Source organism: Pseudomonas sp. PVC-3-1 (assembly GCF_057444315.1).
Window position 1 is genome coordinate 2,764,270 of the sequence record NZ_CM172023.1, and the last position, 21,077, is coordinate 2,785,346.

The 21,077-nt window shown below is 65.3% G+C and carries 20 protein-coding genes; 11 read left to right on the plus strand and 9 right to left on the minus strand.

Features of this window, described 5'->3' with window-relative positions; translation table 11 throughout:
• Positions 1–7: 7 nt before the first annotated feature.
• Entirely contained in the window at positions 8–2,779 is a 2,772-nt protein-coding gene (locus AC2T4A_RS13010) for a response regulator (protein ID WP_486743455.1), read from the minus strand.
• A 127-nt stretch (positions 2,780–2,906) separates the two neighbouring features.
• Between AC2T4A_RS13010 and AC2T4A_RS13015 the strand changes: the two genes are divergently transcribed.
• From AC2T4A_RS13015 to mazG, 6 genes are all read left to right on the plus strand, one after another.
• Positions 2,907–3,617, plus strand: a complete 711-nt coding sequence (locus AC2T4A_RS13015; protein ID WP_416745267.1) for a response regulator transcription factor — start codon at positions 2,907–2,909, stop codon at positions 3,615–3,617.
• A gap of 1 nt (position 3,618) precedes the next feature.
• On the plus strand, positions 3,619–4,965 hold the full coding sequence (locus tag AC2T4A_RS13020) for a HAMP domain-containing sensor histidine kinase (RefSeq protein WP_486743456.1): 1,347 nt from the start codon (positions 3,619–3,621) through the stop codon (positions 4,963–4,965).
• Between the two features lie 112 nt (positions 4,966–5,077).
• The gene (gene cysM, locus AC2T4A_RS13025; RefSeq protein WP_037010266.1) at positions 5,078–5,977 is read left to right on the plus strand and encodes a cysteine synthase CysM; all 900 of its coding nucleotides are present in this window, start codon (positions 5,078–5,080) and stop codon (positions 5,975–5,977) included.
• A gap of 1 nt (position 5,978) precedes the next feature.
• A complete protein-coding gene (gene rlmD, locus AC2T4A_RS13030; RefSeq protein WP_486743457.1) occupies positions 5,979–7,349 on the plus strand; it encodes a 23S rRNA (uracil(1939)-C(5))-methyltransferase RlmD in 1,371 nt (456 codons plus the stop codon).
• Positions 7,350–7,438: 89 nt separating this feature from the next.
• On the plus strand, positions 7,439–9,697 hold the full coding sequence (gene relA, locus AC2T4A_RS13035) for a GTP diphosphokinase (RefSeq protein WP_416745263.1): 2,259 nt from the start codon (positions 7,439–7,441) through the stop codon (positions 9,695–9,697).
• Complete coding sequence (mazG, locus tag AC2T4A_RS13040; protein WP_416745262.1) at positions 9,690–10,523, plus strand: nucleoside triphosphate pyrophosphohydrolase; 834 nt, start codon at positions 9,690–9,692, stop codon at positions 10,521–10,523. Before relA ends, mazG begins: the two co-directional genes overlap by 8 nt.
• 154 nt (positions 10,524–10,677) lie before the next feature.
• On the opposite strand, the gene AC2T4A_RS13045 is transcribed toward mazG, so the two are convergent.
• A complete protein-coding gene (locus AC2T4A_RS13045; RefSeq protein WP_486743458.1) occupies positions 10,678–11,610 on the minus strand; it encodes an aspartyl/asparaginyl beta-hydroxylase domain-containing protein in 933 nt (310 codons plus the stop codon).
• A 161-nt stretch (positions 11,611–11,771) separates the two neighbouring features.
• On the opposite strand from AC2T4A_RS13045, the gene AC2T4A_RS13050 reads away from it, so the two are divergent.
• Positions 11,772–12,311, plus strand: a complete 540-nt coding sequence (locus tag AC2T4A_RS13050; RefSeq protein ID WP_054908697.1) for a DUF2058 domain-containing protein — start codon at positions 11,772–11,774, stop codon at positions 12,309–12,311.
• A 15-nt stretch (positions 12,312–12,326) separates the two neighbouring features.
• Here AC2T4A_RS13050 and AC2T4A_RS13055 read toward each other — a convergent pair whose 3' ends face one another.
• A complete protein-coding gene (locus tag AC2T4A_RS13055; protein WP_416745260.1) occupies positions 12,327–12,608 on the minus strand; it encodes a Rho-binding antiterminator in 282 nt (93 codons plus the stop codon).
• A gap of 10 nt (positions 12,609–12,618) precedes the next feature.
• On the minus strand, positions 12,619–12,843 hold the full coding sequence (locus AC2T4A_RS13060) for a glutaredoxin family protein (RefSeq protein ID WP_416745259.1): 225 nt from the start codon (positions 12,841–12,843) through the stop codon (positions 12,619–12,621).
• Positions 12,844–12,957: 114 nt separating this feature from the next.
• Here AC2T4A_RS13060 and AC2T4A_RS13065 point away from each other — a divergent pair, with 114 nt between their 5' ends.
• Positions 12,958–13,527 (plus strand): MarR family winged helix-turn-helix transcriptional regulator, encoded by a 570-nt coding sequence (locus AC2T4A_RS13065; RefSeq protein WP_486743459.1) that lies wholly within the window; start codon positions 12,958–12,960, stop codon positions 13,525–13,527.
• Positions 13,528–13,681: 154 nt separating this feature from the next.
• Here the strand turns inward: AC2T4A_RS13065 and AC2T4A_RS13070 are convergent, their stop codons facing one another.
• The 4 genes from AC2T4A_RS13070 to AC2T4A_RS13085 all read right to left on the minus strand — a co-directional run bounded on the left by AC2T4A_RS13070 (position 13,682) and on the right by AC2T4A_RS13085 (position 17,430).
• On the minus strand, positions 13,682–14,959 hold the full coding sequence (locus AC2T4A_RS13070) for an outer membrane protein transport protein (protein WP_486743460.1): 1,278 nt from the start codon (positions 14,957–14,959) through the stop codon (positions 13,682–13,684).
• A gap of 185 nt (positions 14,960–15,144) precedes the next feature.
• On the minus strand, positions 15,145–15,624 hold the full coding sequence (locus AC2T4A_RS13075; RefSeq protein WP_416745256.1) for a hypothetical protein: 480 nt from the start codon (positions 15,622–15,624) through the stop codon (positions 15,145–15,147).
• 182 nt (positions 15,625–15,806) lie between these two features.
• Entirely contained in the window at positions 15,807–16,460 is a 654-nt protein-coding gene (locus AC2T4A_RS13080) for a tetratricopeptide repeat protein (RefSeq protein WP_486743461.1), read from the minus strand.
• Positions 16,461–16,575: 115 nt separating this feature from the next.
• The gene (locus AC2T4A_RS13085) at positions 16,576–17,430 is read right to left on the minus strand and encodes a sulfurtransferase (protein ID WP_486743462.1); all 855 of its coding nucleotides are present in this window, start codon (positions 17,428–17,430) and stop codon (positions 16,576–16,578) included.
• 79 nt (positions 17,431–17,509) lie between these two features.
• Between AC2T4A_RS13085 and AC2T4A_RS13090 the strand changes: the two genes are divergently transcribed.
• On the plus strand, positions 17,510–18,304 hold the full coding sequence (locus AC2T4A_RS13090; protein WP_486743463.1) for a lysophospholipid acyltransferase family protein: 795 nt from the start codon (positions 17,510–17,512) through the stop codon (positions 18,302–18,304).
• A gap of 4 nt (positions 18,305–18,308) precedes the next feature.
• On the opposite strand, the gene AC2T4A_RS13095 is transcribed toward AC2T4A_RS13090, so the two are convergent.
• Entirely contained in the window at positions 18,309–19,370 is a 1,062-nt protein-coding gene (locus tag AC2T4A_RS13095) for an SMP-30/gluconolactonase/LRE family protein (RefSeq protein ID WP_486743464.1), read from the minus strand.
• A gap of 134 nt (positions 19,371–19,504) precedes the next feature.
• Here AC2T4A_RS13095 and rnd point away from each other — a divergent pair, with 134 nt between their 5' ends.
• Together rnd and AC2T4A_RS13105 are read left to right on the plus strand one after the other, a co-directional pair.
• Entirely contained in the window at positions 19,505–20,644 is a 1,140-nt protein-coding gene (gene rnd / locus AC2T4A_RS13100; protein ID WP_416745251.1) for a ribonuclease D, read from the plus strand.
• Positions 20,645–20,694: 50 nt separating this feature from the next.
• Entirely contained in the window at positions 20,695–20,988 is a 294-nt protein-coding gene (locus AC2T4A_RS13105) for a YcgL domain-containing protein (RefSeq protein WP_416745250.1), read from the plus strand.
• Positions 20,989–21,077 lie beyond the last annotated feature (89 nt).

A 21,077-nucleotide genomic window follows, 5' to 3' on the forward strand; every position in this document is an offset into this window, starting at 1 on the left:
TCCGTCTTCAATGAGGCTGGCCGGCTTCGGCTTCCAGGTGGCCCTCGGTCGCCAGGGCCAGCTCGACCATGGCCTTGTCCAGTTCGTCCAGGGCGGTGGCCGCGTCCGGGTCGCTCTGCTTGAGCAGCGTTTCGGCGCGCTGGCAGGCGGCGCGCAGCATCGGCACGCCACAGTAGCGGGTGGCGCCGTGCAGGCGGTGGATGCGTTCGAGCATGGTGTTGCGGTCGTTGCGCTCGCGGGCCTGGCGAATGACTTGGCGGTCCGCGGAGAGCGAGGCGAGCAGCATGCCGAGCATGTCTGCGGCCAGCTCTGGCTTGCCGGCGGCCAGGCGCAGGCCTTCCTCCGGGTCGAGCACGCTGAGGCCGTCGATGGAGGATTCTGCTTGGCGCGGACGCTCGTCGCGCGGCTCACCCAGTGCGAGGCCGGTCCACTTGAGGATTACCTGGACCAGTTGGCGCTCGTCGATGGGTTTGGTCAGGTAGTCGTCCATGCCGCCCTGCAGCAGGGCGCGCTTCTCGTTGGCCAGGGCGTGGGCGGTGAGGGCGATGATCGGCACCGGGCTGACCTCGCGGTCGCCTTCCCACTGGCGGATCGCCTCGGTAGCCTGGCGGCCGTCCATGATCGGCATCTGCACGTCCATGAAGACCAGGTCGAAACGCTCGCGCTGCACCGCTTCGACGGCGGCCAGGCCGCTGTCCACGGCGATCACCTCGGCGCCCATGTCGGTCAGCAGGGTCTTCACCAGCAGCAGGTTGGCCGGGTTGTCGTCGACGCAGAGCAGGCGTGGCGTGCGTTCGAGCTTGCCGTTGACGTTCTTGTCCTTGCGCAACGGGCGCAGGTGCAGCAGTTCGTTCATCGCCTGCTGCAGCTTGCGGGTGCAGGCGGGTTTGCTCTGCACCTGGGCGTCGGGCAGCACGTCGTTGTAGTGCGCCTGTTCGATGGTCGGGCAGAGCACCAGGCTCTTGCAGCCGTGCTGCTCCAGTTCGCGGATGGACTGGCGCAGCGCCTCGGGCGGGTGTTCGGCGGCAGTCACGCCGAGCAGCGCCAGGGTGATCGGCGCCTTGTCGGACGGCCCGGCCAACAGGGCCTTCTCCAGGGCGGCGAGGTCGGGGAATTCGGTGACTTCCAGGCCGCAGTCTTCCAGTTGGTGGTGCAGGGCAGTGCGGGTCAGTTCGTGGGGTTCGTAAAGCGCCACACGCAGGCCGCCGGCCAGGGCGTGCGGGAGGTCGTCGCCATCGTCGCGGGCCTTGGGCAGGTTGAGGCTGATCCAGAATTCCGAGCCGTCTCCGGCGCTGCTTTCCACGCCGATCTCGCCGCCCATCTGTTCGATCAGGCGCTTGGAGATCACCAGCCCGAGACCGGTGCCGCCGGCTTGGCGCGAGAGGGAGTTGTCGGCCTGGCTGAACGCCTGGAACAGCGCACGCAGGTCGGCGTCGGTCAGGCCAACGCCGGTGTCCTGCACGCTGATGCGCAGCTGTGCGCGGTCGTCGCTCTCGTCTTCGAGCATGGCGCGCACGGCGATGCTGCCGTCGTGGGTGAACTTGATGGCGTTGCTCACCAGGTTGGTCAGTACCTGCTTCAGCCGCTGCGGGTCGCCCACCAGCTGCAGCGGGGTGTCGCGGTAGATCAGGCTGACCAGTTCCAGATGCTTCTCGTGGGCGGCGGGGGCGAGGATGGTCAGGGTGTCCTGGATCAGTTCGCGCAGGTTGAACGGGATGTTCTCCAGCACCAGTTTGCCGGCCTCGATCTTCGAGAAGTCGAGAATCTCGTTGATGATTCCCAGCAGGCTCTCGGCGGACTTGTGGATGGTGGAGAGGTAGTCCTGCTGGCGGCTGGTCATCTCGCTCTTCTGCAGCAGGTTGGTGAAGCCGAGGATGCCGTTGAGCGGAGTGCGGATCTCGTGGCTCATGTTGGCGAGGAACTCGGACTTGATCCGGCTCGCCTCCAGGGCCTCCTTGCGCGCGAGGTCGAGCTCGATGTTCTGGATCTCGATGGTCTCCAGGTTCTGCCGCACGTCGTCGGTGGCCTGGTCGATGTTGTGCTGCATCTCTTCCTGGGCGCTTTGCAGCGCCTCGGCCATGCGGTTGATACCGCCGGCCAGTTCATCCAGTTCGTGGCTGCCGAGGGCGGGCAGGCGAGTTTCCAGGCGGCCTTCCTTGAGCTGGGCGACGCCCTGGGCGATCTGCCCAAGGGGCGCATTGATCGCGCGGCTCATGCGCAGGGCGAGGAGGGCGGTGACGGCCAGCCCCGCGCCGATCAGCAACAGGCTGGTGAACAGGCTGCGATAGCCGCGCAGCAGGGTGCCGTGGTGCGACAATTCCAGCTCGACCCAGCCCAGCAGCTTCTCGGCGTCATCGTCCGGGTCGCCGGACAGGCTGCGGTGCTTGCCCAGCACCGGCAGGAGGAAGTGGGTGGTATCCAGATTGCTCGCCATGCTCAGATGCGAACCGTCGCCCGAAGGCATGGGGGTGAGGATGCTGGGGCCGGCGTGGACGAGTTTTTCCCGGTCCGGGTCAAGGAAGGTCACGGCGCGTACGTCGGGTTGGTCCAGCGCTTCGTTGGCGATGCGCTCGAGCAGCTCGTTGTTGTGGTTGGCCATGGCCGGGGCGGACAGCGGTGCGAGTTGTTCGGCGATCAGTTGCCCGCGCTCGATCAACTGGGCGTGCATGTCCGACAGCTGCACCCAGGTGAAATAGCCGCCCAGCACCAGCGCCAGCAGACTGGTGGGCAGCAGGGTGAGCAGCAGTACCCGTCCCTTGATGCCGAGATCCTTGAACACGCGCTTCCTCCGATGCGTTTATCCCCGGCAGTGTAGCGGTTCAGACCCTCATCGGAAGCCCTTTGCCTTGCCGAGATCGCGTGGAATCGTGAATACTTCACGCAATTGCTAATCACTCTTATTTGATATGAATGCCATTGCTTCCTCCGGTCTGCGGCTGCTGACCATCGAGGACGACCCGACCCTGGGCGCCCACCTCTCTTCCCATTTGAGCGAACGCGGCTTCGAGGTCACCTGGTGCCAGGACGGCGACGAGGGCCTGGCCCAGGCGCGCGGCGGCGACTACGATCTGGTGCTGATGGACATCATGCTGCCCGGCACCGGCGGCCTGGATATCCTCCGCACCTTGCGCCGCGAGCGTGCGGTGCCGGTTATCCTGATGTCCGCCCTGGGCGCTGAGCAGGATCGTATCGCTGGCTTTTCACAGGGCGCTGACGACTATCTGCCCAAGCCTTTCAGTCTCGCCGAGCTGAGCGTGCGTGTGGATGCGGTGCTGCGCCGTGTGGCGCTGGAGCGCGGCAGCCAGGCGCTGGCCAGCGCGCCCACCGGCTTGCAGATGGACCCGCAGAAGGACGACGTTGGCCTCGACGGCCAATGGGCGGGCCTCACCGGCACCGAGTACCGTCTGCTGGAAACCTTCCTCGGCAGCCAGGGCGAGACCCTGAGCAAACCCTTCCTCTACCAGCACGTGCTGCACCGCGCCTTCACCGCCCACGACCGCAGCCTGGACATGCATGTCAGCCACCTGCGCCGCAAGCTGCAGGCTATCGGCTATGTTCGCCACCAACTGCACACCGTCTGGGGCAAGGGCTACGTGTTCGCTGAGGCCGAGGACTGACATGCCCGGTCGCCACTCGCTGTTCTGGAAACTCGCCGTCGCCCTGGTGATGCTGTGCCTGTCGGTGATCTGGCTGTCCTGGAGCTGGGGCAAGCAGATGGAGCGCGACAGTTACTTCCTCTCCGAAGCCGCGCGGCAGGTGCTCGCGGGGTACGCCGACGAGGCCCAGCAGGCCTGGCGTGCCGGCGGCCCGGCGGGCGTCGACGCCTGGCTGGCGCAGATGAAGCAGCGCGAGCCGGTGTGGATGGTCGTGGTCGATGCGCGCTTGCAGTCGCTGGGCACGCGGCCATTGCCGATAGAGGATGTGGCGCACCTGACGTTCCAGCGCGGGCTGGATTGGCCGGTAAGCTCGCGTTCGGTGAATCTCCCGTTCATCGGCATTCCCTTCCCCGACGAGCCGAATGCCGGCCGCTTGGTCGTGCAGCTGCCGCAGCGCTTCCTGCCCGGCGGCCTGACTTTCCTGCGCCAGTCCATCAGCCATGCGCTGGTGCCGGGGATCCTCGCGCTGCTGCTCTGCGGGCTGATCTACCGCCGCTTGGTGCGCCCGCTGAAGCGCCTGCGCGAACACGCCAACGCCCTGCAGGCAGATAACCTCGGCTCGGTCGCCGGCCCGGAATTGATTGCCCGCCGCGACGAACTGGGCGAGTTGGGCCGCGCGCTGGACCACATGGCCGAGCGCCTGAGCGGCCATGTCGGCCTGCAGCGCCAGTTGCTGCGCGACCTGTCCCACGAACTGCGCACACCGCTCAGCCGCCTGCGGGTGGCGGGGGATAGCCCGATCAGCGAAGCCGCACTGCGCCAGCGCGTGGAGCGCGAGGTGGAAGTGATGCAGCGCCTGGTCGCCGACACCCTTGAACTGGCCTGGCTGGACACCGAGCGCCCGCGCCTGGAACTGGAAGAGATCGACCTGCGTTCGCTGTGGGACCTGCTGGTGGACGATGCGCGCTTCGAGGCGGGCTGGAGCGCCGAACGCTTCCTTTATCAGGTCCCGGCGGGTTGCCGCGTGCGCGGCCATCTCAACGGTCTGGCCCAGGCGCTGGAAAACCTGCTGCGCAATGCCATCCGCCATTCCCCGGAAAACGGCCGCATCCGCCTGAGCGGTCGGCGCGAGTCCGCTGGCTGGCACCTGTGGCTGGAGGACGATGGCCCGGGTGTGGCGGAAAGTGACCTGGAGCGCATCTTCCTGCCGTTCACCCGGCTCTCCGACGCGCGCACCGGCGAAGGCTTCGGCCTGGGCCTGAGCATTGCCCGCAGCTCGCTGCGCATGCAGGGCGGCGAACTCTGGGCCGATTGCGCCGAGGCCGGGCTGCGCGTGCACCTGCGCCTGCCGGATGCGGCAGCGGCCTGAGCCGGGCCGCGGACGCCGAACACGGCTTGTTAGGAAGTTTCGTATGGCGAGGCGTCGTTTGCCGGTATCATAGGGGGTCTTCCCCCTCTGCGATTCGGAACCGAGTGCCTCCATGACCGTGCAGTACCCGACTATCGCCGATTGCGTCGGCAATACCCCGCTGGTGCGCCTGCAGCGCCTGGCCGGGGAAACCTCCAACACCCTGCTGGTGAAACTCGAGGGCAACAACCCCGCGGGTTCGGTGAAGGATCGCCCGGCGCTGTCGATGATCACCCGTGCCGAACTGCGCGGCGACATCAAGCCTGGTGACACGCTGATCGAAGCCACTTCCGGCAACACCGGCATCGCCCTGGCGATGGCGGCGGCGATCAAGGGCTACCGCATGATCCTGATCATGCCCGACAATTCCACCGCCGAGCGCAAAGCCGCCATGACTGCCTACGGCGCCGAGCTGATCCTGGTGACCAAGGAACAGGGCATGGAAGGCGCCCGCGACCTCGCCGACCAGATGGCCCGCGAAGGCCAGGGCAAGGTGCTCGACCAGTTCGCCAACGGCGACAACCCGATCGCCCACTACCATTCCACCGGCCCGGAAATCTGGCAGCAGACCGGCGGCGAGATCACCCATTTCGTCAGTTCCATGGGCACCACCGGCACCATCATGGGTGTATCGCGCTACCTCAAGGAGCAGAACCCCAACGTGCAGATCGTCGGCCTGCAGCCGATGGAAGGCTCGGCCATCCCCGGCATCCGCCGCTGGCCGCAGGAATACCTGCCGAAGATCTTCGACGCCACCCGCGTGGACCGCGTCGTCGACATGCAGCAAACCGAAGCCGAGGACGTGATGCGCCGCCTGGCCCGCGAAGAGGGCATCTTCTGCGGCGTATCCTCCGGTGGTGCGGTAGCGGCCATGCTGCGACTGTCCCGCGAGCTGGAAAACGCGACCCTGGTGGCAATCATCTGCGACCGTGGCGACCGTTACCTGTCCTCGGGCGTGTTCGACGCCAACTGACATGGCCAAGCAGAGATCCGGCCTGCGCTTCCAGCCCAGCGGCGGAGCGCGCAGCCCTGCGGTACCGGTGGGCAAGAAGCAGCGCCTGAACATCGAGCGCCTGGCCCACGACGGCCGCGGTATTGCCCATGTCGACGGGCGCACCTGGTTCGTCGACAACGCCCTGCCGGGCGAGTCGGTGGAAGCCCGCGTGCTTTCTGCTCGCGCGCAGATCGTCGACGCCCGTAGCGAAAGAATCTTCACCGCTGCTGCCAACCGCCGCGCCGCGCCGTGCCCCGTGGCCGGCACCTGTGGCGGCTGCAGCCTGCAGCACCTGTCCCACGCCGATCAACTGGCACTCAAGCAGCGCACCCTGGCAGAGCAGCTGGAGCGCTTCTCCGGCCTGGTCCCGCAGGAGTGGGCAGCACCGCTGGTCGGGCCGGAATTCGGCTACCGCCGGCGCGCGCGCCTCGCCGTGCGCTGGGACGTGAAGGCCAAGCGCCTGGACGTCGGCTTCCGCGCCGCCGCCAGCCAGGCCATCGTCGCTTTCGACGACTGCCTGGTGCTGGTGCCTGAGCTGCAACTCCTCGCCCGCGAGTTGCCAGAGCTACTGCGCGGCTTTGCCAAGCCGCAGTCCCTGGGGCACGTCGAGCTGTTCCACGGCACTTCCAGCGCGTTGCTGCTGCGGCATATCGAACCTTTGTCCGATAGCGACCGCGCGCGACTGCTGGAATTCTGTTCGGCACGGGATGTGCAGCTGTGGTTGCAGGGTGACGGCGAACCGACGCTTTGTTCCGATGGCGCAGAAAACAGCGGGAACCGGGAGCTCGGCTTCCGGCTCGAAGCCTGGAATCTGACCCTGGCCTACCGCCCCGGCGACTTCGTTCAGGTGAACGAGCCGGTGAACGAGGCGATGGTCGCCCAGGCGCTGGACTGGCTCAAGCCAGGCAGCGACGAGCGCGTGCTGGACCTGTTCTGCGGCCTGGGCAACTTCGCCCTGCCGCTGGCGCGCCAGGTGCGTGAGGTGGTGGGCGTGGAAGGTGTGCAGACCATGGTCGAGCGCGCCGCCGCCAATGCCCGGACCAACGGCCTGGCCAATACGCGGTTCCATCAGGCTGACCTGACAAAACCGCTTGCCGACGCCCCCTGGGCGGCGGAGGATTTCACCGCCGTGCTACTCGACCCTCCGCGTGACGGAGCCTTCGAGCCGGCGCGGCAGATGCGTTCACTGGGCGCGGAGCGGGTACTCTATGTGTCCTGCAATCCGGCGACCCTGGCGCGCGACGCTGGCGAGCTGGCCCGACAGGGCTATCGTCTGAAGCGCGCCGGCATTCTCGACATGTTCCCGCAGACGGCTCATGTCGAGGCCATGGCTTTGTTCGAGGCAGGCTAGGACGGCCTGCGCAATCCGACCGGCTCAAGCAAGAAAGGCCGGCGCAGTGAGCGGTGTGTTGTGGCGCACCGTGGGGAAGGGTAGACACGATGGTACAGGTGAGAGCGCACCAGCCGGTCAACACCGACGGCAGCATCAATCTCGAGGCCTGGCTGGACCATGTCCAGACCTTGGTCCCGGGCCTGGATCGCAAGGTCCTGCTGGAAGCCTGCGAGTTCGCTCGCGAGGTGGAAGACAGGGCTGTCAGCACGGCTGACAATTCCTGGGCGGATGGCACCTCCAGCTTCCAGACGGGGCTCGAGATCGCCGAAATCCTGGCGGACCTCAAGCTCGACCAGGAATCGCTGGTCGCCGCGGTGGTCTACCGTGGCGTGCGCGAGGGCAAGGTCAAACTCGAGGACGTGGCGCAGCGTTTCGGCCCTGTCGTCGCCAAGCTGATCGAAGGCGTGCTGCGCATGGCGGCGATCAGCACCAGCCTCAGCCCGCGACAATCCCTGGTGCTCGGCACCCAGGCGCAGATCGAGAACCTGCGCAAGATGCTGGTGGCCATGGTCGACGACGTGCGCGTCGCGCTGATCAAGCTGGCCGAGCGCACCTGCGCGATCCGCGCGGTGAAGAACGGCGACGAAGAAAAGCGCATGCGTGTCGCCCGCGAGGTGTTCGACATCTACGCGCCGCTGGCCCACCGCCTGGGCATCGGCCACATCAAGTGGGAGCTGGAAGACCTTTCCTTCCGCTACCTCGAGCCCGACCAGTACAAGCAGATCGCCAAGCTGCTGCATGAGCGCCGGCTGGACCGCGAGCAGTACATCGCCACCGTGATGCAGCAACTCAAGGACGCTCTGGCTGCCACCGGTATCAAGGCAGACCTGTCCGGCCGCGCCAAGCACATCTATTCCATCTGGCGGAAGATGCAGCGCAAGGGCCTGGACTTCAGTCAGATCTACGACGTGCGCGCCGTGCGCGTGCTGGTGCCGGAAATGCGCGACTGCTACACCGCGCTGGGCATCGTCCATACCCTGTGGCGACACATCCCCAAGGAATTCGACGACTACATCGCCAACCCCAAGGAAAACGGCTACCGCTCGCTGCACACCGCGGTGATCGGTCCCGAGGGCAAGGTGCTGGAAGTGCAGATCCGCACCCACGCCATGCACGAGGAAGCCGAGCTGGGCGTCTGCGCCCACTGGCGCTACAAGGGCACCGACGTCAAGGCCAGCTCCAACCACTACGAAGAAAAGATTTCCTGGCTGCGCCAGGTGCTCGAGTGGCACGAGGAACTGGGCGACATCGGCGGCCTGGCCGAGCAACTGCGGGTGGATATCGAACCCGATCGGGTCTACGTCTTCACCCCCGACGGCCACGCCATCGACCTGCCCAAGGGCTCCACGCCGCTGGACTTCGCCTACCGGGTACACACCGAGGTCGGCCACAACTGCCGTGGCGCCAAGATCAACGGCCGCATCGTGCCGCTGAACTACAGCCTGCAGACTGGCGAGCAGGTGGAAATCATCACCGGCAAGCAGAGCGGCCCGAGCCGTGACTGGCTGAACCAGAACCTGGGCTACGTCACTACCTCGCGGGCGCGGGCGAAGATCGTCCACTGGTTCAAGCTGCAGGCGCGCGACCAGAACGTTGCCGCCGGCAAGGCCATGCTCGAACGTGATCTGGGCCGCCTGGCGCTGCCGCCGGTGGACTTCGAGAAGCTTGCCGAGAAGGCCAACTACAAGACCGGCGAAGACCTGTTCGCCGCCCTGGGTGCCGGCGACCTGCGCCTGGCCCATGTGGTCAACTACGCGCAGCAGCTGGTGGAGCCTGAACGCGGCACCGAGCAGCTCGAGCTCATCCCGCGCAAGCCGAGCAAGATCGGCCATGGCAAGCGCGGCGACATCCAGATCCAGGGCGTCGGCAACCTGCTCACGCAGATGGCCGGCTGCTGCCAGCCGCTGCCGGGCGACCCGATCGTTGGCTACATCACCCTTGGCCGCGGCGTGACCATCCACCGCCAGGACTGCGCCACCGCGCTGCAACTGGCCGGCCGCGAGCCGGAGCGGATCATCCAGGTCAGCTGGGGGCCGGTGCCGGTCAGCACCTATCCGGTGGATATCGTCATCCGCGCCTACGACCGTTCCGGCCTGTTGCGCGACGTCTCGCAGATGCTGCTCAACGAGCGCATCAACGTGCTGGCGGTGAATACCCGTTCGGACAAGGAAGACAACACCGCGATCATGCGTCTGACCATCGAGATCCCCGGTCTGGATTCGCTGGGACGCTTGCTGGCGCGCATCTCGCAGCTGCCGAACATCATCGAGGCGCGGCGCGACCGCGCGGGTGCCAAGGATGCATAAGCTCGAAGACCTGCTGTACCTCATGGCCCGGCTGCGCGACCCGCAGCACGGTTGCCCCTGGGACCTGAAGCAGAGCTACGCGACTATCGTCCCGTACACCCTCGAGGAAGCCTACGAAGTCGCCGATGCCATCGAGCGCGGTGATTTCGACCACCTGCGCGAGGAGCTGGGCGACCTGCTTTTCCAGGTTGTCTACTACGCGCAGCTGGCGCGGGAGGAGGGGCGCTTCGAGTTCGACGCGGTGGTTGATGGCATCACCAGCAAGCTGATCCGCCGCCATCCCCATGTGTTCCCCGACGGCGATCTCTACGGCGAGTCCGACCCGGCGAAGCTGGCGGAAGCGGCGGTGAAACAGCGTTGGGAAGAACTGAAAGCCGAGGAACGCGCTGCCAAGGCCGCCGAACCCGTGCAGCTCTCCCTGCTGGACGATGTGCCCAACGCTCTGCCGGCGCTGAGCCGCGCGGCCAAGCTGCAGAAGCGCGCCTCCCAGGTCGGCTTTGACTGGGCCGACGCGTTGCCGGTGGTGGACAAGGTCCGCGAGGAACTGGACGAGGTACTGGAGGCCATGGCCGGCGGCGACACCGAAGCCCAGGCCGAGGAAGTCGGCGACCTGCTGTTCGTGGTGGTCAACCTGGCGCGCAAGCTCAAGGTCGACCCGGAGACCGCCCTGCGCGCCGCGAATGCCAAGTTCGAACGACGCTTCCGTTACATCGAGACTGCCTTGCGTGACCAGGGCCGCACGCTGGAAGACAGCAACCTGGAAGAGATGGACGAGCTGTGGGGCGCTGCCAAGCGTGACGAGAAGAACCCGCTTAGCTGTGGATAAGTTCATGTCTTGCTGAAACGTCGCCCATGAAAAAGCCCCGCAATGCGGGGCTTTTTATTGCTCTTCGCAGGAGCGAGCTTGCTCGCGAACCCCTTGATGCCGTAGCTGCCGGGAAATCTGTTCGCGAGCAAGCTCGTTCCTACAGAAATATCGATCAGCCGAACAACCAGCGCAGGATCAGCACCAGCAGCGCCACCGCCAGAATCGGCCGGCCGATGCGATAGGCCTTGGGATAGGCACGCTTGAACACCTTGACCTTGCTGCCCACGGCGTCACCGAGGCGAATCAATACCGAGTAGGCCTGGTTGATTCCGCCCACGCGCTCACCCTCAACGTTCTGCGGCGCCGTGGCGCGGCCGAGGAAGGCGCTGACGCGGCGGTTGATGCGGGTCAGCAGCGGCGACTTGAGCGGACGTTCGATGTCACAGAAGAGGATCAGGCGCGATTCGTCCGTCTCGTTCTTCACCCAGTGAACGAAGGTCTCGTCGAACATCACGTCCTGGCCGTCGCGCCAGGCGTAAGGCTGGCCGTCGACGAAGATGCGGCACTCGTCGGAGTTCGGCGTGGCCAGGCCCAGGTGGTAGCGCAGCGAGCCGCCGTAGGGGTCGCGGTGCTTGTTCAGGTGGCTGCGCGGTGGCAGGCGAGTGAACATCGCGCCCTTGACGTTGGGGATGCTGCTCACCAGCTCCACGGTCTTGGGGCACAGCTGCTGTGCCGAGGGCAGGGGGCCGTCGTACCAGGTCAGGTAGAAGCGGGTCCAGCCCTTCTTGAAGAAGGAGCCGAAGCCGGCTTCGTTGTTGTTCAGGGCATCGCGGATGTAGCCCTCGTCGAACAGCTGCTCGGCTTCCTCGCGGATCATCTGCCAGTTGTCGCGCAGCTTGTCGAGTTCGGGGAAGCGCTCGCGGTCCAGGTAGGGCTTGGACGGCACGCTGGAGTTCAGGTACATCAGCGAGTTGTACGGGGCGAACCAGGCGGAGTGGTTCACCACCTGGCGCAGGAAGGGCAGTCGAACCTTGCCGCGCAGGTGCACGTAGAGGATGGCGACGAGGAAGATGGCCAGTATCGCGAGAACGATGAGCTTCAGCATCGAGGTTACGAGTCCGCTCCAGATGAGTGAATTCGAGCCAGGCACTTGCGCTGCGCTGGCACAGGCCCGAGGATTATACCCCCTGAGGACAGTCCCGCTGCACCTATGCGTTGGTCTGGGATTTGTCTGGCATCAATTGGGCTGTTGGAGAGCCTTGATTCATGAGCATGTCATTGCGTGATCAGTTGCTGAAAGCCGGGCTGGTCAACGAGAAGCAGGCCAAGCAGGCCGGCAAGCAGAAACAGAAGCAGCAACGCCTGGAGCACAAGAACCAGGTAGCCAAGGACGACAGTCAGCGTCAGGCAGCCCTGCAGGCCCAGGCCGAGAAGCAGGCTCGCGACGCCGAACTGAATCGCCAGCAGCAGGAGAAGTCCGAGAAGAAGGCCAAGGCCGCGCAGATCAAGCAATTGATCGAGGGCACGCGCCTGCCGAAGCTGGAGTCGGACGACTACTACAACTTCGTCGACAACAAGAAGGTCAAGCGCATCGCGGTCAACGACCTGATCCGCGACAAGCTCAGCCGTGGCAGCCTGGCCATCGTCAGCTATGACGGTCGCTACGAGATTGTCCCGCGTGATGCCGCGCTGCGTATCCAGGAGCGCGACGAGCGTCGCATCATCGTCCTCAGCGAGCCCAGCGGCGAGCCGGACGAGAACGATCCGTACAAGGATTATGTGGTGCCCGACGACCTCATGTGGTGAGGTCGTTGCGGCGGTTCAGCCTGCCGCATCCAGCACCACTCTTGCGAACAGCGCCTGCGCCGACAACGGTGTGATGGCGCGCAGACGGTCCAGCCGGAGTTCCCGGCTGGCGTCGTCCACTCGCACTTCCAGAAATTCCTCCAGCGATCCGTCAATGTTTCGCCGCGAGTGCGTGGTGAAGGCCTGGGCGTCGAACGCCAGGCCGTCACGCAACTCAATACGCAGCCAGTAACGGTAGAGGCAGGCGATCTCCAGGTAATCATGGAGATCGCACTGCAGCGGCTGGTAGTCGCCCATGTCGCCGGCCCTATTTGAGGTCGGCCAGTGCGGCGCCGAAGTTCAGGTGCAGCACCTGCCCATCGACCACCAGCGCCGGCACCGATTGCACTCCGGCCGCCTCGGCTTCGGCGACGCGCGGCGACTGCTCGCCCAGGTGCACCACTTCAACCTCTCGATTCAGCAGCGGCAACAGTGCACGCTCGGCTTCGACGCAGACGGGGCAACCGGCATGGTAGTAAACGGCTTTGCTCATGATCGTTCTCCTGATTAGTTATGTATCGATTCGATACCATTTCAGTCTGCGAGCGGAACAGGTCTTCTGTCAAACTGGTTTTTGATCGATACTATCTATCGGGAGGATTAGCCCATGACCGATACGACCCTGTACGACTACCTCGAACGCATCGCCAGTCTGATGCGCGCCTGGGCTCGCGAGCAGCCGCTGATGGCCGATCTGCAGCCAATCCAGCTGAGTGCGCTGAACTACCTGGCGCGCTGCAACCGCTATTCGAATACACCGCTGGGGGTGACGGATTTCCTCGGGCTGACCAAGGGAACGGTGTCGCAGTCGCTCAAGGCACTGGAGGCAAAGGGGCTGATCGAGAAGCGTCCGGACGCCCAGGACCGCCGCAGCGTGCATCTGGAACTGACACGGGAGGGCTGGGGGCTGATCGATGCCCTGGTGCCGCCGGCCTTCCTGCGCCGCGCCGAGGAGGCGCTGGGGGAGCGCAGCGAGTTGCTGGTCGAACTGCTGCGGGAGTTGCTGGCGACCGTGCAGCGCCAGGAGAACGTGCCGGGCTTTGGCCTGTGCCGCACCTGTCGCTTCCATCAGAAGCTGGATGATGGCGCCCTCTGCGGGCTGACGGGAGAACGCTTGGACGCGCGCGAAGGCGAGCTGATCTGCCGCGAGCATGCCGCGCCTGACGAAGCGGCCTGAGTCGATAGTTGTAGGAGCGAGCTCGCTCGCGAACTGAATTGACTCCGAAGTCGCCGGGAGCGCTGTTCGCGAGCAAGCTCGCTCCTACAAGATGCGGTAAGGCACAAATGAAAAAGCCGGGCATGAGCCCGGCTTTTTCATGACGCGGAAGCTATCAGAAGCGATAGGTCATCTGCGCGGTCAGGCCGTGGGCGCTGTTGTCGTACTTGGCGCTGTAGGCCGGCTGCAGTTGCAGGCCTGCCAGTTCCTGGCCGTCGGGCTGGTTCACACCGGCGGTGGATTCCCACAGGTAGGCGTATGCCACGTCGATGGTCATGTCGGCGTTGGGCGAGTAGCCGGCGCCCAGGGTGAAGATCTTGCGATCGCCCACCGGGATGCGCACGGTACGGTGCTCGTTGGTGGTCGGCGACGGATCGTAGGCGAAGCCGGTACGCAGCACCCACTGGTCGTTCCACTGATAGGAGGTGCCGATGGCCGCGGACCAGGTATCGTGCCAGCTCAGGTCTTCGCCGATGGTGTCGAAGGCTGCAATCGGAGCGCCGGTGTTCTGCACTTCGATGGACTTCAGACGGCTCCAGCGCGTCCAGGTGGTGCCACCGTAGACGGTCCAGCGGTCATCCAGTTTCTGGGTGATCGACAGGTCCAGGGATTCGGGCAGGGTGATGTCCAGGCTGGCGTCCATGCGCGAGTCGAACAGGCCGGCCGGCGAGTTGGACACGGTGGTGTGGCCCTTGAGTTCGTACTTCACCTTGGAGTGGTAGGTGGCGCCGATCGAAGTGCTTTCGGTCGGGGTGATCAGCAGGCCGACGTTGAAACCGGCGGCGGTGTCATCACCCTTGATGCTGATCTCGGTGTCATTCGGCGCGCCGAACAGGCCTTTGGTGGCCAGGTCGTTTTCCAGCTTGCCGTCGATGCGGTTGATGGTCGGACCGAAGCCGACTGCCACCACGTCGTTGAACTTGTAGCTGATGGTCGGCTGGACGGTGATCACCTGGACCTTGCTGTAGGAGCCATGGGAACGGCCCTGGAAGCTGCTTTCGTAGTCGTTGATGATGCCGTACGGCACGTAGATGCCCAGGCCGACGCTGACCTTGTCATCCAGCGGGGTGACGAAGTAGCCGAACGGAACGGCGGCCAGCGGAACGGAATCGCCCTTGTTGGAGCCGGTGGCAGTGCTGTTCGCGTCGCTGATATCGTCCTTGGCAGAGACAACGGCCAGACCGCCGCTGACTTCAGTACGCTTGAGCTTGGACATGCCGGCAGGGTTGCCGTAGATGGTGCTGGCGTCCAATGCCGAGGAAGCGCGGCCCGCGTAGGCGGTACCGGCGCCGCTGGCGCTCTGCTCGTTGATGGCGATGCCGTTGGCAAGCACCTGGGCAGAGGCAGCGCTGATGGTCAGTGCGAGGGTGGTCTTGAGCCATGTTGTTTTCATTGTAAGAGCAACTCCTGTGTTTATCGGCGCGCAAGCTACCAAGATTCCCGGGTCTTGGGTAGTGGTTGGCAGGCGCTCTACCTTGGGCTTCAGGGCTCAAACGAGCGTTCCATCTGAATGATGTCCGTTCGTCGCTGTATGTAAATATTTTCTGACCGGTTGGTCAGTATTTGGGTGTGTGATGTTCAGGCGACGCGGCTGAAATTTCCGACGTAGCTGTGCCAGGCGTCGACGAAGTCATGGAGGCGTCCGTGAGGGTGGAACACTTGGCGCCAGATGCGGGCCAGTTCCATGGGGTCATCTGTCAGCGGCAGGGGCAGGCGTTCCGCTTCCACCAGCATCCAGGCGATGGCGGTGCTGTAGCGCAGGTTGACCGTGAGTTCCAGGTGCGGCGCGTCGAGGAAGGCATGCTGGCTGGCCAGCCCTCGGACGCGGCTGGCCAGCTCGGGGTCCAGCGCCAGGAATCCGTCCCAGAGCGTCTGGTGTCGCTGCTCACCAATGCGATACAGCCCGTGGCCATGGCTGTCATCGAGGGCGCTCCCCAGCGCCGACTGACAGGCCGCTGCCCCCAGCAGCAGCGATTCGGCCGCGACACTGTGACGCCCCAGGTAGTGCAGGGTAGGGCGGATCACATACTGGCAGAGATCGTTCGCGGCGATTCCCATGACATCCTCGTCATCAATGACCGGCGGGGCTGGGCGTCTTGGCAGCTTCTGATGATTATCCTCGGCCCCGCCGGAAGCGGACTTAGCCGCTCGATTTGAAGTGTAGTGCGATGAAGATGATGTAAAGGACTGTTTTTAAATTGTTTCGTCGGCGCGGCTTTCCTTCATATTCCTTCTGGCGATTAGATGCTCGGCGCTAACTCCGGCATCGTAGAGAGCTTTTCCTCGGCCTCTTCATGGCCCTGGTCTGCCGCCTTCTGGTACCAGGCGCGGGCCTGCGCCGGGTTCTTTGCCACGCCACGACCCTTGGCGTAGCTCTCGGCGACCTGGAACTCGGCGTCCACATCACCCTGTTCGGCCGACAGCAGGTAGAGGGCGAAGGCCTTCTTGTAGCTGCGGGTCACGCCGGTGCCGTTCTCGTACATGATCGCCAGGTTGAACTGGGCGTCCTTGTCACCCTGGTCGACGGCCTTCTGGTACCAGTACACCGCCTTGGCCGAGTCCTGCTCGACTCCATCGCCATTGTCGTAGGCATTGCCGAGGTTGTACTGGGCGCAGGCATGGCCCTGCTGCGCGGCCTTTTCGTACCAATAGGCGGCCTTCTCGTAGTCCTGGTCGTACTCGTCGCTGCCCGAGTCGTATTCCAGGCCGAGCGTGTACTGGGCGGAGGCGTGGCCGGCCTTGGCGGCTTTCACCAGGTCCTCGCCATAAAGATCGGACCACTGGTCCTGGATGGCGCAGGGGGTGGCTTCGAGCTCTGCGGCGTGGGCGGGGATGGCGCTGCACAGGCCCAGCAGCAGGCTGGCCAGAAGGGTTTGGCGGATGCGCGAAGGCATGTGTTCACTCCTTTGAAGAATGGGCACGAGTCTGACCGATGCCCTGACACCTATCCATAGGAACGGAGGGCGCCGGTGTGAAGCGCCTTCCGTTTTTTCCGCCGGAGCGGGGTGATCAGTCGCCCTTGGCCACCGGGCGCCGGGCATCGGTGATCCATTCGCTCCATGAGCCCGCGTACAGGCGCCCCAGCGGATAGCCCGCCAGGCTCAGGGCGAACAGGTTGTGGCAGGCGGTGACGCCGGAACCGCAGTAGGCCACCAGGTCCTCGGCCGGGCGTCCGCGCAGCAGGCCGGCGAAGCGCTGGTGCAGGTGTTCCGGGCGCAGGAAGCGGCCGTCGTTGCCGAGGTTGTTGGTGAAGGCGGCGCATTGGGCGCCGGGGATGTGCCCGGCGACCGGGTCGATGGGCTCGACCTCGCCACGGAAGCGTGGCAGGCCGCGGGCATCGATCAGCGGCAGTTCAGCCTCGCCGAGTTTAGCGGCCAGTTCGCTGGCGCTGATCAGCAGGCTGTTGTCCGGCTCGCCCCTGAAGTCGCCAGGGCGCAGCGGTGTTTCGGCGGTGGTCAGGCGCAGGCCGGCGTTGCGCCAGGCGGTCAGGCCGCCGTCGAGCAGGTAAACGCCCTCGCTCTTGCCCAGCCATAGCAGCAACCACCAGGCGCGCGCGGCAAAGGCGCCGGGGCCGTCGTCGTACAGCACCACTTCGCTGTCGGCGTTCAGGCCCCAGGCGCGCAGGTGTTCCTGCAGGTGCTGCGGATCGGGCAGCGGATGACGGCCGGTGGTGCCAGGAATCACCGGCGAGGAAAGATCCCGGTTGAGATCGGCGAAATGCGCGCCGGGGATATGGTTCTCCCGGTAGCTGCGTGCGCCGTAGGCCGGGTCTTCGAGGGCGAAGCGGCAGTCGAGCAGGACGAGATTCGGGTCATCGAGGCGGGCGGCCAGTTGCTCGGGAGTTAGCAGGCGGGCTTGGGTCATGGGCGCATTCCTGTGTCGTGACGGGGCCGAAACGCATCATAAGGCTTGTACGATGAAAAGTTGGTGGGAGTTGGCGAACATGCACAACCAGCAATCGGCGCCGCGCAAGGCCGGCCCGCTGCGCGTGGCCCTGGTGGGGCTGGCGACCGTTCTGATCACTCTGGGCTACAGCGTCCGGGTCCTGGCGCTGGGCGCCATCGGCCGGCTGCGCCGCAGCAAGGTCGACGGTTTTACCCGCGATTGGTCGGGCAGTCTGCTGCGTCTGACCGGAGCGCGAATGAGCCGCCATGGCGAGGTGCCGGACTTCGGCGACGGCCGCCGCTACATGATCCTCTGCACCCACTCGAGCTTCTACGATATTCCAGCGATCTTCGTGAGCATGCCCGGGTCGATCCGCATGCTGGCGAAGAAGGAGCTGTTCGCGGTGCCGGTTTGGGGCGCGGCCATGCGCGCGGCGGAGTTCCCCTCCATTGACCGGCACAACCGTCACCAGGCCATGGCCGACCTGGCCAAGGCGCGGGAAATGATGGAAAGCGGCATCGTGCTCTGGGCCGCGCCCGAGGGCACGCGCTCCAAGGACGGCAAGCTGCAGCCGTTCAAGAAGGGCTGCTTCCGCCTGGCCCAGCAGACCGACGCGATCATCGTCCCGGTGGCGATTCGTGGTATCCAGCAACTGCTGCCGGCCGGCGGCCTGAAGCTGAATCTGGGCATGCCGGTGGAAGTGCATGTCGGTGCGCCGATCGATTCCACCCAGTTCACCGAGCACGGCATCGACGCGCTGATGAGCAAGGTGCGCGAGCGCATGCTGGAGTTGCTGGAGCCTTCCGCCGCGCCGGTGCCGGCGCCGGCCCTGAAAGAGCAGGCGCCGGCCTGAAGCGTCAATGGATGGGCAGCCGGCCGATGCGGTCGTTCTCCAGGCTGCCCAGGTAGAGCACGCCGTTCACCGGCTTGGCCGAGGTCACCATGCGCAGGTGCTGGCCGCTGGTGTCATGCAGGCTGCGCACGATCTCGCCTTTCTCGTTCACCTGGATCACCAGGCCGTAGGGCACCGGCTTGGGAAGCACGGCGCGCGGCAGCTTGGTGAGCTGGCGTTTCAGCCAGGGCATCTGCTGGATCATGTCAGCGTCGGCCTTTCGCGGCGAGGGCAGCGCGACCCAGAAGGTGCCGCTGCGATCACTGGCGAGGTTGTCCGGTAGGCCCGGCAGGTTGTCGATGAACACCTCATGCTGCCCGGCCTTCTCGCCCTTGAGCCAGTAGCGGGTGATGCGGTAGCGATAGGTCTCGTTGACCAGCACGAAGTCCTCGTTCTGTGACAGTGCCACACCATTGGCGAAGTACAGGTCCTTGAGCAGCGTTTCGGTCTTGCCGGTAGCCGGGTCGTAGCGCAGCAGGCGGCCGTGGGGGCGGGCTTCGAGAAGGTCGAGTATGTAGTCAGGCTGGTGGAAGCGGCTTGAGGCGTCGCTGAAATAGATGCGGCCATCGCTGGCGATGTCCAGGTCGTCGGTGAAGGCGAAGGGAACGCCGTCCGCTGAATCGGTCAGCACGCGGATCTTGCCCTGCGGATCGATCTCCAGCAGTCCCTTCCAGGCGTCGGCGACGATCAGGTTGCCGCTCTTGTCGAAGGCCAGGCCGAGCGGGCGGCCGCCGGTCTCGACAAAGGTTTCGGCCTTGCCGTCGGCGCCGATGCGCACGATGCGCCCGTCATCCAGCCCGGCGAAAACCCGGCCCTGGCTGTCCACGGCGGTGTCTTCGGGGCCGACGATCTGGCCCTGGGCGAGGAGTTCGGCCTTCATCAGTGTGTCATTGGGTTCCATCACGCCGGTCATCGCCGGCGCCATGGGCGGCGTCCAGGCCAGCGGGTCGATGGGGCTGGGCGTGAGCGCCAGGTAGACCGCCAGGGCGGCCACCAGCAGGACAACCAGTCCGAGAAGCTTTTTCATGCGCAAGCTGCCTTCTTGTTGTTGTGGGCGGGGCAAAGCGTAGAAGTTGCCATGCAGTCGTCACAGACCGATGGCCGAGTGGAATGCTCGCACATCATGCATCTCTATATAATGCGCGCACCGAAACGAAGGAGATGTTCGTGACCGTCCTCGACATTCAGTGGATTCGCGACGATGCCACCCTGGAGCGCAAGTGCCAGGACTGGAAAGAACTGCCGTACCTCGCGCTCGATACCGAGTTCATGCGTGTCGATACCTTCTACCCGGAAGCCGGGCTGGTGCAGGTGGGCGACGGCAGCGGCGTGTGGCTGATCGACCCGCTGCTGATCCGCGACTGGTCGCCTTTTGCCGCACTGTTGGAGTCGCCGCTGGTGGTCAAGGTGTTCCATGCCTGCGGCGAGGACCTGGAAGTCTTCCAGCGCCTGACCGGTAGCCTGCCGCAGCCGCTGTTCGATACCCAGCTGGCAGCTGCCTACCTGGGCATGCCGCATTCCATGGGCTACTCCAAGCTGGTGCTGGAAATCCTCGGCCTCGACCTGCCCAAGGACGAGACCCGCTCCGACTGGCTGCAGCGGCCGCTGACCGACATGCAGGTGCGCTACGCCGCCGAAGACGTGCAGCACTTGGCCGAGGTCTACGTGAAGCTCGCGCCGCGCCTGAGCGATGAGAAGCTGCAGTGGCTGCTGGCCGACGGCACCGACCTGACCCTCAACCAGAGCCGCGTGAGTGACCCGCAGCAGGCCTACCTCGACGTCAAGCTAGCGTGGAAGCTGGGTCGCCAGCAACTGGCGGTGCTGCGCGAGCTGTGCGTGTGGCGCGAGGAGCAGGCGCGGTTGCGCAACAAGCCGCGCAACCATGTACTGCGCGAGCACACCCTGTGGCCGCTGGCGCGCTTTCAGCCCAGCGACAAGGTCGCGCTGGCGCGCATTGACGACATGCACCCGCGCACCGTGCGGCAGGACGGCGACACCCTGATCGCACTGATGGCCCATGCGGCGAAGCTGCCCGAGGCGGTCTGGCCGCAAACCCTGCCCGAGCCATTGCCGCGCGAAATCACCCCGGTCCTGAAGAAGCTGCGCGAAGTCGGCCAGAAGGAAGCCGAGCGCCTGGAGATGGCGCCCGAGCTGATGCTGCGCAAGAAGATTCTCGAGGCCCTGCTCAAGACTGGCTGGCCCAACGGCCCCTACCAACTGCCCGATTCGCTGCAAGGCTGGCGCCGCGAGCTGATGGGGCAGGCCCTGCTGGACAGCCTGGCTGCCCAGGCTCCCGAATAACGCGGCCCACTGCATAACGTGGCCCACTCAATTACGCGGAAAGCACCGACATGAAACGCATCTGCTCCATCTACAAAAGTCCGCGCAAGAACGAGATGTACCTGTACGTCGACAAGCGCGAAGCCCTCAGCCGCGTACCCGAGGCGCTGCTCGCGGCCTTTGGCGCGCCCAGGCACACCTTCGACCTGGTCCTGAGCCCCGAGCGTCAGCTGGCTCGCGAAGATATCAATGTCGTGCTGGAAAACATCGAGAAACAAGGTTTCCACCTGCAGATGCCGCCGGCCGAAGACGAGTACATCGAACACCTGCCCGAGGAGTTGCTGCGCAGAAACGACCCGGTCTGATCGCGACTGGCTCGTCACTCCGCTCAGGCCGCGTATTTGCCCAGTGCTGGCACTGTGCAAGTTCGCGGCTTGAGCGCATTATGCGCGGA

Bases quoted from the DNA above. Each gene is read 5' to 3' on its own strand.
- AC2T4A_RS13080 (WP_486743461.1), bottom strand. From the start codon at position 16,460: ATGCCTTCGCGCATCCGCCAAACCCTTCTGGCCAGCCTGCTGCTGGGC.
- cysM (WP_037010266.1), top strand. From the start codon at position 5,078: ATGACCGTGCAGTACCCGACTATCGCCGATTGCGTCGGCAATACCCCG.
- relA (WP_416745263.1), top strand. From the start codon at position 7,439: ATGGTACAGGTGAGAGCGCACCAGCCGGTCAACACCGACGGCAGCATC.
- AC2T4A_RS13055 (WP_416745260.1), bottom strand. From the start codon at position 12,608: ATGGGCGACTACCAGCCGCTGCAGTGCGATCTCCATGATTACCTGGAG.
- AC2T4A_RS13105 (WP_416745250.1), top strand. From the start codon at position 20,695: ATGAAACGCATCTGCTCCATCTACAAAAGTCCGCGCAAGAACGAGATG.
- AC2T4A_RS13060 (WP_416745259.1), bottom strand. From the start codon at position 12,843: ATGAGCAAAGCCGTTTACTACCATGCCGGTTGCCCCGTCTGCGTCGAA.
- AC2T4A_RS13065 (WP_486743459.1), top strand. From the start codon at position 12,958: ATGACCGATACGACCCTGTACGACTACCTCGAACGCATCGCCAGTCTG.
- AC2T4A_RS13020 (WP_486743456.1), top strand. From the start codon at position 3,619: ATGCCCGGTCGCCACTCGCTGTTCTGGAAACTCGCCGTCGCCCTGGTG.
- mazG (WP_416745262.1), top strand. From the start codon at position 9,690: ATGCATAAGCTCGAAGACCTGCTGTACCTCATGGCCCGGCTGCGCGAC.
- AC2T4A_RS13085 (WP_486743462.1), bottom strand. From the start codon at position 17,430: ATGACCCAAGCCCGCCTGCTAACTCCCGAGCAACTGGCCGCCCGCCTC.
- AC2T4A_RS13090 (WP_486743463.1), top strand. From the start codon at position 17,510: ATGCACAACCAGCAATCGGCGCCGCGCAAGGCCGGCCCGCTGCGCGTG.
- rlmD (WP_486743457.1), top strand. From the start codon at position 5,979: ATGGCCAAGCAGAGATCCGGCCTGCGCTTCCAGCCCAGCGGCGGAGCG.
- AC2T4A_RS13095 (WP_486743464.1), bottom strand. From the start codon at position 19,370: ATGAAAAAGCTTCTCGGACTGGTTGTCCTGCTGGTGGCCGCCCTGGCG.
- AC2T4A_RS13075 (WP_416745256.1), bottom strand. From the start codon at position 15,624: ATGGGAATCGCCGCGAACGATCTCTGCCAGTATGTGATCCGCCCTACC.
- AC2T4A_RS13070 (WP_486743460.1), bottom strand. From the start codon at position 14,959: ATGAAAACAACATGGCTCAAGACCACCCTCGCACTGACCATCAGCGCT.
- rnd (WP_416745251.1), top strand. From the start codon at position 19,505: ATGTTCGTGACCGTCCTCGACATTCAGTGGATTCGCGACGATGCCACC.
- AC2T4A_RS13015 (WP_416745267.1), top strand. From the start codon at position 2,907: ATGAATGCCATTGCTTCCTCCGGTCTGCGGCTGCTGACCATCGAGGAC.
- AC2T4A_RS13050 (WP_054908697.1), top strand. From the start codon at position 11,772: ATGAGCATGTCATTGCGTGATCAGTTGCTGAAAGCCGGGCTGGTCAAC.
- AC2T4A_RS13045 (WP_486743458.1), bottom strand. From the start codon at position 11,610: ATGCTGAAGCTCATCGTTCTCGCGATACTGGCCATCTTCCTCGTCGCC.